A 17,756-nucleotide genomic window follows, 5' to 3' on the forward strand; every position below is an offset into this window, starting at 1 on the left:
AACGAGGCACATACCGTAGGCAAAGGCCCTCTGAAGCGCCACCTGCGATGATCACGACCGGTTGGCATCTGCGCCCGATCCACGCGCACCCCGACAGTCCCGACCAACACCGCAAGCAGCACCACCCAGCACCACCAACACCCAGCACCACCCGCACCCCGGGTGCAGTACCCGCACGCTCGAGCACGGGCGCCGGGCATCACTGCCCCGGTACCGTGCCCGCGCCCTGGGGGGCTGGCAGTCTGGCGCGACCGCGCACACTGCCGGCACGAACCCCAAGGGGCCCACGCCCACGCCGGTGCCCTGCACGCCGACCGGTACCCGCCGAGCCTGCCAGCACCACCAGGGCAGGAGCGGGGAACCGGCATAGGAGCAGGAACAGAAGCGGGAGCAGGGGCGGGAGCGGGAACGGGAACGGGCGCAGCGGAGCGGGAGCCGAAGCCGAAGGCGAGGCCGAGGCCGGTGCGGTGGTGATCACCGCAAGGGGCCGACCGCAAGGGGGCTTACCGCAGGATGCCGACGACTGGAGCAGGAAGGAGGAGACCCGACATGACCACCACCAGCACACCCACCAACACCAACACACCCACCGACACCGACGCCACGGTGCGCCGCGCGGGCGCGACCGTGCACCGCAACCACACCCACCACCACACCACCATCGGACAGGCCACCGCCGCGCCACCGCCGCGCCACCATCGGGCAGGCCCCGGCAACACACGCCCCGCCCGCTACTCGCCTCATCGTCGCCGCCCGTTCGAACCGCATCCGAGACGGCGCCCAGGGGCGGCAACACACGCCCGCCCCACCACCCGCCCCTCAGTCGCTGTCCGCTCGAACCACCACCGAAGGTCGCCCCGGTTCGGGCAGCGCACCGTGGATCAGCCTTCGCCGCTTCGTCGCTGCCGCCTGAACACCGGCCAACGCCCGGCCCTGCCTCAGCAACACGCCGAGGGCCGACCCCCACCGCTCCTGCATCGCTGCCTGTTTGAACACCGGCCTCAGACCGGCCCGACCTCAGCAACTCACCCAGGACCGACCCCTACCGCTCCGTCGCCGAATGCTTGAACACCGGCCCCAGACCGGCCCGGCCTTGGCGATGTGCCGGGGGATCGATCCCCCGGCACCCCAGCACCCCGTCGCTGCGCGCCTGAACACTGACTCGATACGCGCCAAGGCCGGGGGACTCATCAGGGACCGGCTCCTCACCGCTTCATCGCTGCTGGTTTGAGCTCAAGCCCAAGTTCGGCCCGGTTCAGCGATGCGCCTGGGACCGTTCGCTCATGCGGAGACCCGTTGAGCCGGTTCGGTAGTGATCGCGCGAAAAGGCCCCCGGTGTTGCGGCAACGCATCATCGATGCGCCACTGCACCACCGGAGGCCTTCACCCGTCAGGTGATTTCACCATCACCGATCGGAGCGTTTCCCGGACTTCACACCTAGCCCTTGATGGCTCCGGTGATGATCGCCTTCGTGAAGTGCTTCTGGATGAACGGGTACATGATCACGATCGGGACGATCGTGCAGACCACCACGGCCATCTTCAACGCCGCGGTCGGGGCCGCCTCGGCGGCCTGGTACTGGCCGATGTCCGCGCCCGGCATACCCTGCGTCGACATCAGCATCCGCTGGAGCACCACCTGGATCGGCTGCGTCTCCAGGCCCGGCGTGTACAGCACCGCCTGGAAGTAGATGTTCCAGTAGCCCACCGCATAGAACAGCGCGATGACCGCCAGGATCGCCTTCGACATCGGCAGCACGACCCTGAACAGGATGCGGAGCTCTCCCGCGCCGTCCATCTTCGCGGCGTCGATCAGCTCGCCCGGCACGCTGTTCATGAAGAACGCCCGCAGCACGATCAGGTTGAACGCGTTGAGCGCCGAGGGCAGGATCAGCGACCAGTAGCTGTCGAGCAGGCCCAGCTGCTGCACCACCAGATAGCTCGGGTACATGCCCGGCCCGAACAGGAACGTGAACAGCACCAGCATGAGCAGCGGCCGGTGCAGGAGCGACCCGGGGCGCGAGAGCCCGTACGCCGCACCGATGGTGAGCACCATCGAGATCGCGGTGCCGCCGACCGTCAGCAGGATCGTCACGATCAGCGAGTTGGTGAGCGCGCCGCCGCCGAGGATCTGCTCGTAGGCCTGGGTGCTCAGATCGTTGGGGAGCAGCAGCAGGTTCCCGCCGGCATCCTGGAGCGCACTCTCGCTCGCGAAGCTGGTGGCGATGACGGCCCAGATCGGAAGGACGATCGCGGCGGCGTAGCAGATGAGGAAGGCCGCCTTGACGAACTTCCCGGCGAAGGACGGCTCCTCGTCCCACGCGGGGCGCTGGCTCCGGCGGGACTTGGTGCGGAAAGCAGTGGTGGTCATGACTTCTGGTAGATCCCTTGCTCTCCGAGGCGGTGGGCGACATTGTTCGCGACGAGGATCAGGATCAACCCGATCACGCCCTTGAACAGGCCCGCCGCGGTGCCGAACGAGTAAGCCGCGTCTTGGATGCCGCGGTAGTAGACGAACGTGTCGAGGACTTCGGTGGTCTGGTACCCGACCGCGGCGCGCTGCAGCTGGTACTGCTCGAACCCGACGGTGAGGATGTTCCCGATGTGGAGGATCAGCAGCAGCACGATCACGGGCCGGATGCCCGGGATGGTGATGTGCCACATGCGCTTCCAGCGTCCGGCCCCGTCGACCGCGGCGGCCTCGTAGAGGCTCGGGTTGATCGAGGCGAGCGCGGCCAGGAAGATGATCATGCCCCAGCCCGCGTCCTTCCAGGCCCACTGGAGCCAGGCCAGGAACGTGAACGTGCTCGGATCCGACATGATGTCGAGCCGGTCGCCGCCGAGGCCGAGGAGCCAGTTGCTGACCAGGCCGTCGGCGCCGAGCACCTGGACGAAGATGGTCACGACCAGGACCCACGAGAAGAAGTACGGCAGGTACACGATCGACTGGAAGACGCTGCGGACCTTCGTCGAGACCACGCTGTGCATGATGAGCGCCAGGGCGATCGACAGCGGGAACAGGAACATCAGGTTCAGCGCCGAGAACTTCAGCGTGTTCAGCAGCGCGGGCACGAAGTACGGGTCGGAGAAGAGCCGCTCGAACCAGGCGAAGCCGACGAACGGGTTGTCCCAGAACGGCCGGTAGGCGCTGTAGTCCATGAACGCGATGATGTTCCAGGACGAGGGCCAGTAGAAGAACACGGCCAGCTGCGCCAGCGCGGGGGCGCTCATCAGGAGCAGGGGCCAGTCGTGGCGGAGCCGCTGGCCGACGGTTCGCTTGCGCCTGACGGTGGGCCGGCCCGCGGCCCGGCCCTTGACCGGGGGCGCCGAGGTCTCGATTGCTGCCATCGCTTGTGTAGTCCAGTCAGTGAGTACCGGTGCGGTGAACGGGGGAGGGCCGGGCCGCGGTGGGAGGCACCGCGGCCCGGCCGGGGCGCTAGTTGCCCTGCGCCTGCTCGTAGGCCTTGGTGAAGTGCTCGCGGGCGGCCTCGCCGCCGGCGCTCATGAAGGTCTCGACCATGTCCGGGATCGCCGACAGCTCGGCGCGCCCGTAGGAGACGTCGTCCTGCTGGTCGAGGAGGGTCTGGGCGGCGGTCTTGTACTCCGCCGGGCCCTCGACGCGCAGGCCCGCGAAGATGTCCGTCTCGGCGAAGTCCTTCACCGACGCGTTGTACTCGAACCGGCGCTGGACGAGGTCCGGGTCGCCGGTGAGGAAGACCTGCACCTGGCCCGACATCTCCTTGAAGTTGACGGGGGCCTGGACGACGGTGGTGCCCGACTCGGTGCGGACGGGGATGCCGTCGTCGCCGTAGGTGAAGTGCGTGCCTTCGACGCCGTACTGGAGGAGCTCGTACTCCTTGGTGCCGTAAGGCGCGGAGCAGAAGTTCATGACGTCGAGGAGTTCTTCGACCTGCTCCTTCTCGAGGTCCTTGTTGAAGAAGGTCCAGCCGCCGACGGTCTTGTTGACGTAGCGGATCGGCTCGCGGCCGTTGAAGCCGATGGCGCCGATCGGGTCGATCGAGCCGGTCGCGGTGCCGGTCAGGGCCTGGTTGGTGTAGTCCGCCCACCAGGAGATGCCGTCCTGGGACATGAGGATCGTCCCGGCGATGTGCAGGGCGTGGCCGTCCAGGGTCCCGGTGGGGGTGTCCGGGTGGATCAGGCCCTCGTCCCAGCAGGTGCGGCGGAACTCGAGCCACTCGGTGTACTCGGGGCGCTCGCAGTTGTGGACCAGCTTGCCGTCGATGAAGGACCAGCCCGGGCTCGAGGCGAGGCCGAACCACTCGGGGGTCACGTAGTCCAGGCCCAGGAAGGCCCACTTGCCGGCGTCGCCGTCGGACCAGGCGCGGGCGACCTCCAGGACCTCTTCGACCGTGGTCGGCATGGCGAGGTTCGCCGCCTCGAGCAGGTCGGTGCGCACGAAGATGCCGTTGCCGGGGCCGCTGGAGTAGTTCTGCGGGACGCCGAAGATGCGGGCGGTCTCGGGGTCGGTCGGGTCGGTGGACCAGACGGACTGGCCCCACGAGGCGGTGGGCTCGCCGGCCAGGAGCGGCCAGCGCTCGGAGATGTCGCCCTTGACGATGTCGGTCAGGTCGTAGAAGGTGTTGACCACCGTCTCCTGGAAGTTCGGGTGGGCGTCGGTCATCCAGCCGAACATGTTGATGGCGTCGCCGAACTCGTTGGCCTGGAGCCACTGCACCGAGGTGTCGGCGAAGGTGTTGCCGTCGGCCTGGCGCAGGTTGATCTTGGTGCCGCCCCAGGCCTCCTGGAGGGCCGCGAAGTAGGGGTCGTCCCCGGACGGGGGCGTGCCCCACATCGGGACGGTGATCTCGTACTCGCCGGCGCCTTCCGCCGCCTCGACGCCGTCGACCGGCTCGGGGTAGGTGGTGAAGCCGGAGGGGTGGTTCGGCGGCTCGCCGACCAGGTCGGGCTGGACCGGGAGCTCGTATTCCTTGTACTCGGGAAGGAAGTCGAAGCCCTCGGTGCTCTGCGAAGTGCCGCTGCCCGACTCGATGTCGCTGCAAGCGGCCATGACAGGGAGGCCCGCGATCCCCGCGGCGCCGATACCGGCCGCCTTGAAGAGGGATCGGCGCCGGAAGATCGACCCGTCTGAGGGAGTAGCCACGTTGCTGTCCTTTCGGTCGTACTGCAAGTGAGGGTTTTTGCGGGGGGTGTGGCCGATAGTTAGTTCGGCTATTCGATAAACTAAAGTAGCGCACGGTGACACCCCGCACAAGCGGGGGGTCAGGCGAAACGGGCGCGGATTGGTCACGATTCGAGAACGGGACTTGTGGTGGAACGTGCATATACGCCACTGTCAGGGACTGCTCGACGACCGTTGGTCGCCATCCACGAGAATGCCAAAAGACGGCTTGCAAGCTTTGCCGGAGTTGCCGACGGCGGCTCGCAACCGTCACCGCAAGTGCCGAACGGACGGCTCGTGAGCCCCACCGGCCGGCGGCCCACAGGCCGCGCCGGCGGTGGACCACGAGGAACAGCAGGAGGACCAACATGGCGATGCGCATCGCGGCTAAGTCGGCCGGGACCAACGGCGTCCCGGAGGGCGAGCCCGGCCGCGCCAAGCGCGCCGACTTCACCGACGTCCGGGCCAACAACCTCGGCTTCGTGCTCCGCCAGGTCCGCGCCGAGGGCCGGTGCTCGCGCGCCGACCTCGCCGCCAAGACCGGCCTCAACAAGGCCACCGTCTCCTCGCTCGTCGCCGAGCTCATCGAGCGCCGCGTCCTGCGCGAGTCCGGCTCGGTCATCGGCAACATCGGCCGGCCCGCCGTCCTCCTCAGCGTCGACACCGGCTACTACGCGTCCCTCGGCGTCGAGGTCAACGTCGACTACATGACCCTCGTCGCCGTCGACCTCGCCGGGAACCGCCTGCTGTCCTGGCGCCGCGCGCACGACGGCTCCGGCTCCACCCCCGGCAAGTCCGTCTCCGCGCTCGCCGGCCTCGCCAAGCGCGCCGTGGACAAGATGGACGCCGAGGGCCGCCAGATCCTCGGCCTCGCCGTCGCCGTCCCCGGCATGATCGACAACGAGGGCGTCGTCCAGCGCGCGCCCATGCTGGGCTGGAACGAGTTCGACCTCACCGGCCGCCTGCGCCAGGCCATGCGCGACCCGAAGTACGCCGTCACCGCCGACAACGACGCCAACCTCGGCGCCGTCGCCGAGCAGCGCTTCGGCTCCTGGGCCGGGGTGTCCAACATGATCTACCTGACCGGCGAGATCGGCCTCGGCGCCGGCCTCATCGTCGACGGCGAACTCCGCAGGGGCGCCACCGGCTTCGCCGGCGAGATCGGCAACCTCCTCATCGAAGTGGACGGCCGCGTCGGGCGCGTCGAGGACTTCGCGGGCGTCCGCGCCGTCCTCGACGAACTGTCCGAATCGGACGACATCGCCGGCACCGAGGTCGAGGCCGAGGTCGAGGACATCGTCACCCGCGCCCGCGCCGGCGAGGCCCGCGTCGTCGAGTCGCTGGAGCGCATCGGCCGCTCGCTCGGCGCCGGGATCGCCCTCGCCGTCGACCTCATCAACCCCGAGGCCGTGGTGCTCGGCGGTCACTACCAGGCCTTGAGCCCGTGGATCGGCCCCGCGGCCGAGACCGAGCTGGCCGCGCGCACCCACGCCTCCGGCGCGGGCGGGGCCGAGATCGTCGTCTCCGCGCTCGGCCACGAGGCCCCCGCGCTCGGCGCGGCCACCGGCATCCTCAACGACATCGACGCGGGCCGGATGCCCACGCCCCTCGGGCACTGACGCTCCCCGCACCGGCGTCCGGCGGGCCGCGCGAGCCCCGCCGGACCCGGTTGTTTCGGAACTGTTACCACGGCCGTTTCCGCAGGCAGGCAACCCGCACAACGGTCGAAACCCGTCAATTACGTACGTTGTCCGGCCAGTCCCGTCTTGACGCCGGGCTCGGCAGGGGTGTAGAAATCTTGCATTCCTCAATCGAAGCGCTTCGACAAGCTTCTTCACTGAAAGCGCGACCCCGCTGGCACAGCGACCACCGGCGGTGACGCTTTCGTCATCGAAGCGCTTCGACGGGCCTTTCCCACGACAGCGACGTCCAAGCAAGGAAGTCCACCCATGAGTGATCTCGACCCTCGCCCCGCGTTCCGCGACCCCGGCCTCCCGCGCGAGAAGCGCATCGCCGACCTGCTCTCCCGCCTCACCCTCGACGAGAAGATCGGGCTGCTGCACCAGTACCACCGCCCCGTCGAACGACTCGGCATGGGGCCGTTCAAGACCGGTACCGAAGCCCTCCACGGGCTCGCCTGGCTCGGCGAGGCCACCGTCTTCCCGCAGGTGGTCGCACTCGGCGCGACCTGGAACCCCGAACTGGTGGAACGGGTCGGCGCCGCCGTCGCCGACGAGGTCCTCGCCTTCAACCACGACGACCCGGTCAAGGTCGGCCGCAACGTCTGGGCCCCCACCGTGAACCCGCTGCGCGACCCCCGCTGGGGCCGCAACGAGGAGGGCTACTCCGAGGACGCGTGGATGACCGGCCTCATGGGCGGCGCCTACGCGCGCGGCCTCAAGGGCGACGACGGCACCACCTGGAAGACCGCGCCCACCGTCAAGCACTTCCTCGCGTACGGCAACGAGGCCGACCGCTGCACCACCTCCTCCAACATGCCTCCCCGCGTCCTGCGCGAGTACGAGTTCGCCGCCCACCGCCCGGCACTGGCGAGCGGCGACGCGGTCGCGGTGATGCTGTCCTACAACCTCGTCAACGGCCGCCCCGCGCACGTGACACCCCTGGTCAACACCGAACTGCGCACCTGGACGACCGAAGAGGTCTTCATCGTCTCGGACGCCTACGCGCCCAACAACCTCGCGCAGCTCCAGGGCTACTTCGAAGACCTCCCGACCGCCTACGCCGCCGCCGTCAAGGCCGGCCTGGACTCCTTCACCCAGGACGACGACCGCCCCGGCGAGGTCCTCGCCCACATCGAGACCGCCCTGGAGCGCGGCCTCCTCGACGAGACCGACATCGACACCGCCGCGCGCCGCAACCTGTTCGTGCGCTTCGGACTCGGCGAGTTCGACCCCGAGGACGCCTACGCGCACATCGGCCGCGAGGTCGTCAACTCCCCGGAGCACCAGGCCCTCGCCCGCGAGGCCGCCGCGCAGTCGATCACGCTGCTCAAGAACGACGGCATCCTGCCCCTGAAGGCCCCCAAGAAGATCGCCGTCGTCGGCCCGCTCGCCGACACGCAGATGCAGGACTGGTACTCAGGCACCCTGCCCTACGCCGTCACCGCCCGCGAGGCGCTCGCCGAGCGCGCCGAGGTGACCTACTGCGAAGGCGTCGACCGCATCCGCCTGCGCCACAAGACCGGCAACATCACCGCCGGCGCCGACGGGGCCGAACTCACCCTCACCGACACCCAGGGCGTCGACGCCCAGTTCGACCTCTTCGACTGGGGCGGCTGGTCCTACACGTTCCGGAGCGTCCGGACCGGCAAGTACGTCGACGGGCGCGAGGACGGGACCGTCGGCGCCGACTCGGTCGGCCCCCACGAGTTCGACGTGCACGAGACCTTCACGATGGTGGAAGTCGAAGGCGGCAAGGTCGCCGTCCAGCAGATCCACAAGAGCGAGGGCGCCGAGTCCGGCAGGTGGTTCGCCATCGAGAGCGGCCGCGTCATTCTGAGCGACGACCGCTCGCAGGCGGCGGAGTTCGATTTCGATTTCGTCTCCAAGGGCCGAGAACAGGCCGCAGCGCTGGCCGCCGAGGCCGACGTGGCCGTGGTCGTGGTCGGGGACCACCCGCTCGTGAACGGCCGCGAGACCGAAGACCGCACCGACCTGAACATGCCCTCGGCCCAGGCATGGCTCCTGGGCACCGTCCTCGCCGCGAATCCGAATACCATTCTGGTCATGTCCTCCTCGTACCCGTTCGCCGCCAACTGGGCCGCCAAGCACGTGCCCGCGATGGTGTGGTCGGGGCACGGCGGCCAGGAGTGGGGCAACGCCCTCGCCGCGGTCCTCTACGGCGAGCGCGACCCCGAGGGCCGCCTCCCGCAGACCTGGTACACCGACGCCGCCGAGCTGCCCGCGCTGCTCGACTACGACATCGTGGCCTCCGACGCGACCTACCTCTACTACCTCGGCCAGCCGCTCTACCCGTTCGGCCACGGCCTCTCCTACGCGGACTTCACGTACGCGAACCTCGCGGTCGACCGCGAGCAGGTCCGCCCCGGCGAGGAGCTCACCGTTCGCGTCGACGTCACCAACAACGCCGACCGCCCCGGCGTCGAAGTGGTGCAGCTGTACTCGCACCAGTGCGGCTCGCGTGTCAAGCAGCCGCTGCGCCAGCTCCGGGCCTTCGACAAGGTCCGCCTCGCAGCCGGGGAGACCCGCACGGTCGAGTTCACCGTCGATGTGGACGACTTCGCCCACTGGGACAACGTGACCGGGCGGACGATCGTCGAGAAGAGCCGCCAGCGCCTCATGGTCGGCCGCTCCTCCGCGAACATCGTGCTCTCGGCCTCGGTCCGCGTCGACGGCGAGGTCGTCGGCCCCCGCGACCTCTCGCAGCCGCTGCGCGCCACCGCGAACGACGCCTACGCGGGCGTGCTGTGGCGCGACGAGAACCGCACCGCCGGCGACGTGATCGCCGCCGAGGAGGCGGGCGGCTGGATCATGCTGGGCGACTGCGATTTCGGCCCCGACTACACCACCGTCACCGCCCGGGTGGCCGGCCAGTCCTCGCAGCTGGTGCTGCGCGTGGACGACCCGCTCGACGGCGATGTGCTCGCCAAGATCGACACGCCGACCACCGGCGGCGTCTACGACTACGAGGACGTCACCGTCGACCTCGGCCCCGTCGAGGGCGTCAAGGACCTGTACGTGACCTTCGAGTCCGGCCCGGTCCGCCTCGCGTCGCTCGGCTTCGCCGCCGGCGGGGAATCCTAGTGGCCGGCCCTGGCCGCGGCGTGACCATCGCCGACGTGGCCGCCCGCGCCGGGGTCGCCGCGAGCACCGTCTCCTATGTCCTGAGCGGGAAGCGGTCGATCTCCCCGGAGACGGCCGACCGCGTCATGCAGGCCGTGGCCGACCTCGGGTACCACCCGCACGCCGGGGCGCGCTCGCTCGCCTCCCGGCGCGCGGGGGTCATCGCGATGATGCTGCCGCTGCGCGACGGCATGCACCTGCCGGTGCTCATGCAGTTCGCCTCCGGCGCGGTCACCGAGGCCCGCCGCCACGACCAGGACGTCCTGCTGATGACCGCCGACGAGGGGCCCGCGGGCCTGGCACGGGTCGCGGCATCGGCCATTGTGGACGGACTTATCCTCATGGACGTCGAAGTGCGCGACCCGCGCGTGGAGACCCTGCGGCGCCTGGGACTCCCGAGCGTCCTCATCGGATTCCCGGCCGACGCCGAGGGACTGACCTGTGTCGACCTCGACTTCACCGCCGCCGGCAGCGTCTGCGCCGACTACCTCGCCGAGCGCGGGTGCGGGGACATCGCGCTCCTGGGCGCCTCCGAGGCGGTCTACGCCCGCCGCACCGGCTTCGCCGAGCGCGTCCGCGAGGGCTTCCTCGGCCGCTCCGGCGCCCGCGCCGAGGTCTGGCCCTGCCCGGACGAGCCGGTCTCGGTGCAGCGCACCGTGAAGGAGCTCCTGGCTGCCAATCCCGCGCTGACGGGTCTGGCCGTCCACAACGAGCCGGCTGTCGGCCACGTCATGCACGCCCTGGCCGACGCGGGCAAGCGCGTGGGGGAGGACTTCCACGTGGTCGTCATCGGCCCCGACGAGGTCGCCGAGCGGGTCCACCCGCAGCTGCCCTCGGTCCTGGTGCCCGCCGAGACCCTCGCGGAGACCGCGGTGCGACACCTCATGCGCAAGCTCGACGGCCTGGACGTCCCCGACTCGACCCTGGTCGAGCCGCAGCTGACCGTCCGCTGAGACGGGACGGCGAAACGGCGGCCCGGGGGCGGGAGGCTGAGCTCATTTACAGCTCGCAAGCTTCGCCGAGACCCCGGGACCGCCGTCTCTCGTAGGAGTGAAGCGGAGTCCGGTCGCTAGCCGACCTCGACGCCCTGCTCTTCGAGCCAGGCGAGCGAGTCGACCTTCTCGCCGTCGATGAGCACCTCGAAGTGCAGGTGCGGACCGGTCGAGCCGCCGGTGTTCCCCGACAGGATCACGGTGTCGCCCTTCGACAGCTCGTCCCCGACGCTGACGGGGACCTCGGAGGCGTGCGCGTAGCGCGTCTCGACCCCGTCGCCGTGGTCGACGTAGACCACGTTGCCGTAGCCGCCGGCCTCGAAGCCGACGTACGTCACAGTGCCGTCGCCCACCACCGGGATCTCGTCGCCCTCGGCGTTGGCGAAGTCGGTCCCGCCGTGCAGCGAGCCGTTCCGCATGCCGTAGTAAGAGGTGATGTCCGCATCCGAAGGCGAGGTCCACGGGTTGGCCGCCTCGGCCTCCGCGGCGGCGGCAGCAGCGGCCTCCTCGGCCGCCTGCGCCGCGGCCGCCTCCTCGGCCGCCTGGGCGGCGGCCGCCTCTTCAGCGGCCTTCTCGGCGGCCTCGGCCTCGGCCTTCACCCGCTCGGCCTCCTCGGCGGCGTACACGGTGGCCATGTCGGCCAGGACCGCGTCCACCTTCCAGTCCGCCTGGACCACCGTCTGCTCTTCGACAGTGGACTCCTCGGCGGCCTGCGCGGCGGCCTGCCCCGACAGGGACGCGACCACCCAACCGGTGATGATGGCGGCCACCAGGCCCCCGTTGACGAATCGCCAGCTGTGACGTTCGCGACGGATTCGGCGCCTCCGGACGATCGCCCGGAGCCGGCGGCTGGTCATTTCGTTTCCCGCGGATTCGCGGGTGTCGTCATGTTTGCCCATAGCGCCGGGAAACGTACCCGACCCGAACCCGACAACCGGTCAAAGACCTGCGGAAACAACGCCCTAACTGGTCCCCTTGCGGCAGAGGTCGGCACCGGGGGGCGGCCGCGCCTCCTCCGAAAGGAGGAGGGAGCTCACCGAGAGTGAGATCTCCGTCGCGAATGGTGCCTCCGGCTATATCGGCATGACCGTGACGCACGACGCCGCCTAAACTTGAAAGGTCTGCGGCCGTCGTGTGAGTACCACCCTGGCCCGCCATCGCCTGAAGGAGTGCCACATGATCACCGCTGCCGGTCTCGAGCTGCGCGCAGGTTCGCGCATCCTCCTGTCCGGGGCCGATCTGCGGATCCAGCCCGGCGACCGAATCGGCCTCGTCGGACGCAACGGCGCCGGCAAGACCACCACCATGAACGTCCTCGCGGGCCTCACCCAGCCCTACGCGGGCAGGATCGAGAACAGCGGGCCCTTCGGGTACCTCCCGCAGGACCCGCGCTTCGCCGACCTCACGCAGACCGCTGCCAACCGCGTCCTCTCCGCCCGCGGCCTCGACCAGCTCCTGGCCGACCTCGCCAAGACCGAGGCCGCACTCGCCGAGGTCGCCGACGACGACAAGCGCGACAAGCTGGTGAACCGCTACTCGCGCCTCGAAGAGCAGTTCTCCGCCCGCGGCGGCTACCAGGCCGAGTCCGACGCCGCCCGCATCTGCTCCAAGCTGGGCCTCGAGGACCGCATCCTCGCCCAGCCGCTCTCGACCCTCTCCGGCGGCCAGCGCCGCCGCGTCGAACTCGCCCGCATCCTCTTCTCCGACGACGGCGACGGCATCCTCCTGCTCGACGAGCCCACCAACCATCTCGACGCCGACTCCGTCAACTGGCTGCGCGGCTTCCTCGCCGGCCACAAGGGCGGCCTCGTCCTCATCACCCACGACGTCGAACTCCTCGACGAAGTGGTCAACACGGTGTGGTTCCTCGACCCGACCCGCTCGGTCATCGACATCTACAACCTCGGCTGGAAGGCCTACCAGCGCCAGCGGGCCGAGGACGCCGAGCGCCGCCGCCGCGAGCGCGCCAACGCCGAGAAGAAGGCCGCCACCCTCACCAGGCAGGCCGCGAAGCTCGGCGCGAAGGCCACCAAGGCCAAGGCCGCCAAGGGCATGATCCGCCGCGCCGAGGAGATGCTCGACAACCTCGAAGAGGACCTCGTGCAGGAGAAGGTCGCCGACGTGCGCCTCCCCCAGCCCGCGCCCTGCGGCAAGGTCCCGCTCACCGCCTCCGGCCTGTCGAAGTCCTACGGTTCGCTGGAGATCTTCACCGGCGTCGACCTCGCCATCGACCGCGGCTCGCGCGTGGTCATCCTCGGCCTCAACGGCGCCGGCAAGACCACGCTGCTGCGGATGCTCGCCGGCACGCTCGAACCCGACACCGGCGAGGTCGAGCCCGGCTACGGCCTGCGCATCGGCTACTTCGCGCAGGAGCACGACACGCTCGACCACACCGGCACCGTCCTGGAGCAGATGCAGTCGGCCGCCTCGGACTCCGGCGCCGACCTGCCCGACTCGGAGCTGCGGAAGATCCTCGGCGCGTTCCTGTTCCCCGGCGACGACGTGCACAAGCCCGTCGGCGTCCTCTCCGGCGGCGAGAAGACCCGCCTGGCGCTGGCGAGCCTGGTGTCCTCGGGCGCGAACGTGCTGCTGCTCGACGAGCCGACGAACAACCTCGACCCGGCGAGCCGACAGCAGGTGCTCGACGCGGTGGACGGCTTCAGCGGTGCGATCGTGATGGTCACGCACGACCCGGGCGCGGTCGAGGCGCTGCGCCCCGAGCGCGCGATCCTGCTCCCCGACGGCGACGAGGACCTCTGGTCCGACGACCTGATGGAACTCGTCGAACTCGCCTGACGCGAGCGCGGCTCGGAAGGGCCCGACACGAGCGCGGTTCGAACCGGCCCGACACGAGCGCCGTTCGTACTCACCTGACGCGAGCGCGGCTCGCGGCGGGGCACGCTTTCGAGTGACATGCCCGCCGCGTGGGCGCGTTCCTGTCGGACCCGCGCGGGAGCGTTGGGGCTACCTTTCCCCGGGGTGGGTGGGGGCTAGGGATGGTACGTGGGTAAGCCGATGCTTCCTCGTCAGCCCGAGTACATCATCACGATCGCCGCACAGGCGCCCGCTCCTGCGGTCACCAGCGGCACCCGCACCGAGCGGTTGCGGTCGGAACCCGCCGTCGCCGCCACGATCAGCCACGGGCACAAGGCGATCCACCCGTACTCGGGGTGCTCCGGGTTCGATCCGCTGAGCGGCGCGATCATGAGCGCGAGCACCGGGCCGATCATCAGCGGCCACGCCGTGCTCGACCCGAACCGCCGCAGGCTCTCGATCACCGCCGGTCCGCACGCCACGCACACCAGCGCGGGCATGATCGCCAGCCACCACAGCTGGCCCGGGTTCGCCGCGATCTCGCCGATGGCCGCGTTGTAGGTGTCGACGAGGCCGTACGGCCACGAGGAGCCCACGGTCGCGGCCGTCCCCAGGACCGCCAGGGCCGCACCGGCCGACACGAGGATCTGCACGGGCCGGCGCCGCACGAAGTACAGGCACAGCAGCGACACGGCGAACCACGCCGCCCCGTACGACAGGAGCGCCGCGATGCCGAGCAGGCCGCCCGTCGCCGCCGCGCCCCAGAACGCGTCCCAGCGCCGGACCCGCCGCTCCGATGCCGCCGCGCCGCACGCGAGCACCGCCGCGCAGGCCGCCGCGGCGATCCCGTCGATCCCCAGGGTCGTCCACGCCGCCCACGGACCCAGGATCAGCACCGGCGACAGCGCGCGAGCCGCGACCGGGCCGGACACCGACTTCACCGCGACCAGCGTCAGCGGCACCGTCAGGCACGACAGCGCGATCACCGTGATCGCAAGGCCCGCTTCGGAACCGGTGTAGGACACCAGGAGCGCGATCGCGCCGCGGGCCCCGGCGGTCGCCGTCGACATCGTCGTGGGGTCCACGTTCGTGTGCAGCGCGGCCGACCACGTGATCGAGGCCAGATAGGACACCACGAGCAGCGCGTTCCACGACATGCGGGCCGCCGCCGGCCGCGAGGCCGCCGCGAGCACCGCCGCGGCCGTCAGCGGCGCGACCACCATGCCGGCGGTGACGTGCAGGGAGAGGTTCTGCGCGGGCCACCACGGCAGCGTGGCCGGACCGACCACTTCGGAGGTCGAGACCGCCACCGACGCGACGGTGAACGTCGCCGCGAGCAGCGACAGCCAGATCCCGATGTCGCGCAACCGTTTGTGGCGCAGTCGGGCGGGAGCGAGGGCTTCCACCCCATCGGTGAGAGAAGTCTGCGGTGCGGTCACGTTACGAAACTATCGGGTATCCGACAGAAGCGACCGCCGGGCGAGAAAAGTCCGGCAAACTTCACAACGTTCCTTCATCACCCTCCGTGCTTAGGAAAGGACACATGACACCTGAGGTTCCAGCGCAGCGCAGCGCCGATTCGGGCGAAGACCCCGCAACCAGGACCGATCCGAACCGGCAGGTCCGCGGCGACGAGCGCCGCGAGCTCACCGAACACGTCACCGCCGCCTACGAGAAAGGGCAGAGCATCAGGGACATCGCCTCCACGATAGGCCGCTCCTACGGCTTCGTGCACCGGCTCCTGGCCGAGGCCGGAGTCGATTTTCGAACCCGGGGAGGGGCCCGCAAGGGCTCCCGGAAATAAAAAGGGCGTCACAGGGCGTTCTTCGTCTCGGAAACGAGATCGAAACAGCCCAAGCCCCACCCCGCACGACGACCGCACTTGGGCGGACACCTGCACACAGGAGGCCCAGTGTCATCGATGGGACCTGCCGGCTGGGACGCCATGCGCTCCATGCGGCGAGCTGACGACCTCAAGGGCGTCACACTCTCGAGCGGCGTCAAACGCCGCATCCTGCGCTTCGCGCAGCCCTACCGGCGCGACATCGCGCTCTTCATCGCGCTCGTGACCGCGATCGCCGCCATCGGCGTCGCCACGCCGGTCCTCGCCGGCGACATCGTCAACGAGCTGACCGGCGGGAACGGCACCCAGCGCGGCGTCGTCGTCATCGCCGCGATCATCGCCGGGCTCGCCGTCTTCGAAGGCGTCCTCAACCTCGCCATGCGCTGGTACGGGGCGAAGCTCGGCGAAGGCATCATCTACGACCTGCGGCGGTCGGTCTTCGACCACGTCCAGTCGATGCCGGTCGCGTTCTTCACCCGCTCCCAGACCGGCGCGCTCGTCTCGCGGCTGAACAACGACGTCATGGGCGCCCAGCGCGCGTTCACGAGCACCCTCTCGGGGCTCGTCTCCAACGGCATCGCCGTCGCGCTCATCATCGGCGTCATGTTCTTCCAGTCCTGGCAGATCACCCTGCTCTCGCTGGTGCTCGTGCCGGTCTTCATCGTCCCGGCCAAGTGGGTCGGCCGCAAGCTCGCCGCGCTCACCAAGGAGAGCTTCGACCTGAACGCGGCCATGAACACCCAGATGGCCGAGCGGTTCAACATCGGCGGCGCGATGCTCGTGAAGCTCTTCGGCCGCCCCGACGCCGAGTCGTCCGACTTCGCGGGCAAGGCCGACCGCGTGCGCGGCATCGGCATCACCACCGCGATGTACGCGCGGACCTTCATCGTCGCGCTCACGCTCGTCGCGGGCCTGTCGCAGGCGCTCGCGTACGGCCTCGGCGGCGCGCTCGTCTTCGCCGGCCAGCTCAGCGCCGGCACCGTCGTCACGCTCGCGCTGCTGCTCACGCGCATGTACGGGCCCCTGATGGCGCTCTCGAACGTCCGCGTCGACGTCATGAGCGCCCTGGTGAGCTTCCAGCGGGTCTTCGAGGTCCTGGACCTCAAGCCGCTCATCCGCGAGGCCGACGACGCCAAGGAGCTGCCCGACGGCGCGGCCGCTATCAGCTTCCGCGACGTCGAGTTCCGCTACCCGGGCGCCGACGAGGTCTCCCTCGCGAGCCTGGAGGACCTGGCCCGGCCCGACCGGTCCGACAACGGCCGCCAGATCCTCTCCGGCGTCTCCTTCGACGTCGCCCCCGGCGAACTCGTGGCGCTCGTGGGCCACTCGGGCGCGGGCAAGACCACCACCGCGAACCTGGTGCCGCGCCTGTACGACGTCACCGCCGGCGCCGTCGAGGTCGGCGGCACCGACGTGCGCGAGCTGACCTTGGCCTCGCTCTCCGACCACATCGGCATGGTCACCCAGGACGCGCACCTGTTCCACGACACCGTGCGCGAGAACCTCGTGTACGCGCGCCCGGGGGCCACCGACGAGGAGGTCTGGGAGGCCCTCGACCGAGCCCAGATCGGCGAGACCGTCCGCCGCCTCGAATCGGGCCTCGACACCGTCGTGGGCGAGCGCGGCTACCGCTTCTCCGGCGGCGAGAAGCAGCGCCTGGCGATCGCCCGGGTCCTGCTGAAGGCCCCGCCGATCGTGATCCTGGACGAGGCCACCGCCCACCTCGACTCCGAGTCCGAGGCCGCCGTCCAGCGCGCCCTCGACACCGCGCTCGAAGGCCGCACCTCGCTCGTCATCGCCCACCGCCTCTCGACGGTGCGCCGCGCGGACAAGATCGTGGTCCTCGAAGAGGGCCGCGTCGCCGAGTCGGGCACCCACGACGACCTGGTCGAACGCGGCGGCCTCTACGCGGACCTGTACCGGACGCAGTTCGCCGAGCGCTTCACCGGCGCCGAAGGGGCGCTCTCGACCGCCGGGTGAGGCCCCGGAAGCGAAGGGGCCCCGGGCCACGGCCCCGAACCGGCGGGTGGCGTTCGAGATCGACCAGGGCAGGGAGGGTCCGCGGGCCGCGAACCTGCGCGCTCCAGGCGAGGCGAAGCCGCCGCCCTTCGAACGAAGGACAGCGGCTTCGGTGGTCTCCGGGC

11 protein-coding genes are annotated in these 17,756 nt (G+C 70.2%); 6 read left to right on the plus strand and 5 right to left on the minus strand.

Annotation, left to right across the window (positions count from 1 at the left end; genetic code table 11):
• Nucleotides 1-1,438: 1,438 nt before the first annotated feature.
• From BLQ63_RS11515 to BLQ63_RS11525, 3 genes are all read right to left on the minus strand, one after another.
• Entirely contained in the window at nt 1,439-2,371 is a 933-nt protein-coding gene (locus tag BLQ63_RS11515; RefSeq protein WP_091033983.1) for a carbohydrate ABC transporter permease, read from the minus strand.
• The gene (locus tag BLQ63_RS11520) at nt 2,368-3,348 is read right to left on the minus strand and encodes an ABC transporter permease (protein WP_091033988.1); all 981 of its coding nucleotides are present in this window, start codon (nt 3,346-3,348) and stop codon (nt 2,368-2,370) included. Before BLQ63_RS11520 ends, BLQ63_RS11515 begins: the two co-directional genes overlap by 4 nt.
• Before the next feature lie 88 nt (nt 3,349-3,436).
• A complete protein-coding gene (locus BLQ63_RS11525) occupies nt 3,437-5,122 on the minus strand; it encodes a type 2 periplasmic-binding domain-containing protein (protein WP_091033991.1) in 1,686 nt (561 codons plus the stop codon).
• 386 nt (nt 5,123-5,508) lie between these two features.
• On the opposite strand from BLQ63_RS11525, the gene BLQ63_RS11530 reads away from it, so the two are divergent.
• From BLQ63_RS11530 to BLQ63_RS28845, 3 genes are all read left to right on the plus strand, one after another.
• Nucleotides 5,509-6,759, plus strand: coding sequence for an ROK family transcriptional regulator (locus BLQ63_RS11530; protein ID WP_218125214.1), 1,251 nt, complete (start codon nt 5,509-5,511; stop codon nt 6,757-6,759).
• Between the two features lie 330 nt (nt 6,760-7,089).
• Nucleotides 7,090-9,924 (plus strand): glycoside hydrolase family 3 protein, encoded by a 2,835-nt coding sequence (locus tag BLQ63_RS28840; protein ID WP_091033995.1) that lies wholly within the window; start codon nt 7,090-7,092, stop codon nt 9,922-9,924.
• Complete coding sequence (locus BLQ63_RS28845; RefSeq protein ID WP_091033998.1) at nt 9,924-10,916, plus strand: LacI family DNA-binding transcriptional regulator; 993 nt, start codon at nt 9,924-9,926, stop codon at nt 10,914-10,916. The genes BLQ63_RS28840 and BLQ63_RS28845 overlap by 1 nt, the downstream gene beginning before the upstream one ends.
• A gap of 116 nt (nt 10,917-11,032) precedes the next feature.
• On the opposite strand, the gene BLQ63_RS11545 is transcribed toward BLQ63_RS28845, so the two are convergent.
• Nucleotides 11,033-11,725: a M23 family metallopeptidase gene (locus tag BLQ63_RS11545; protein WP_143014849.1), complete on the minus strand. Its 693-nt coding sequence runs from the start codon at nt 11,723-11,725 to the stop codon at nt 11,033-11,035.
• A 406-nt stretch (nt 11,726-12,131) separates the two neighbouring features.
• Between BLQ63_RS11545 and BLQ63_RS11550 the strand changes: the two genes are divergently transcribed.
• On the plus strand, nt 12,132-13,751 hold the full coding sequence (locus tag BLQ63_RS11550) for an ABC-F family ATP-binding cassette domain-containing protein (protein ID WP_091034006.1): 1,620 nt from the start codon (nt 12,132-12,134) through the stop codon (nt 13,749-13,751).
• Between the two features lie 230 nt (nt 13,752-13,981).
• Here the strand turns inward: BLQ63_RS11550 and BLQ63_RS11555 are convergent, their stop codons facing one another.
• Nucleotides 13,982-15,208, minus strand: coding sequence for a hypothetical protein (locus BLQ63_RS11555; protein ID WP_143014850.1), 1,227 nt, complete (start codon nt 15,206-15,208; stop codon nt 13,982-13,984).
• A 104-nt stretch (nt 15,209-15,312) separates the two neighbouring features.
• On the opposite strand from BLQ63_RS11555, the gene BLQ63_RS11560 reads away from it, so the two are divergent.
• Together BLQ63_RS11560 and BLQ63_RS11565 are read left to right on the plus strand one after the other, a co-directional pair.
• Nucleotides 15,313-15,573 carry a helix-turn-helix domain-containing protein gene (locus tag BLQ63_RS11560; RefSeq protein WP_091034014.1) on the plus strand — a complete coding sequence of 87 codons (261 nt, stop codon included), beginning with the start codon at nt 15,313-15,315 and terminating at the stop codon, nt 15,571-15,573.
• A gap of 90 nt (nt 15,574-15,663) precedes the next feature.
• On the plus strand, nt 15,664-17,592 hold the full coding sequence (locus tag BLQ63_RS11565; RefSeq protein ID WP_419774934.1) for an ABC transporter ATP-binding protein: 1,929 nt from the start codon (nt 15,664-15,666) through the stop codon (nt 17,590-17,592).
• The last annotated feature ends 164 nt before the right edge of the window (nt 17,593-17,756 follow it).

The organism is Glycomyces harbinensis (assembly GCF_900101745.1).
Taxonomy (GTDB): Bacteria; Actinomycetota; Actinomycetes; order Mycobacteriales; family Micromonosporaceae; genus Glycomyces; species Glycomyces harbinensis.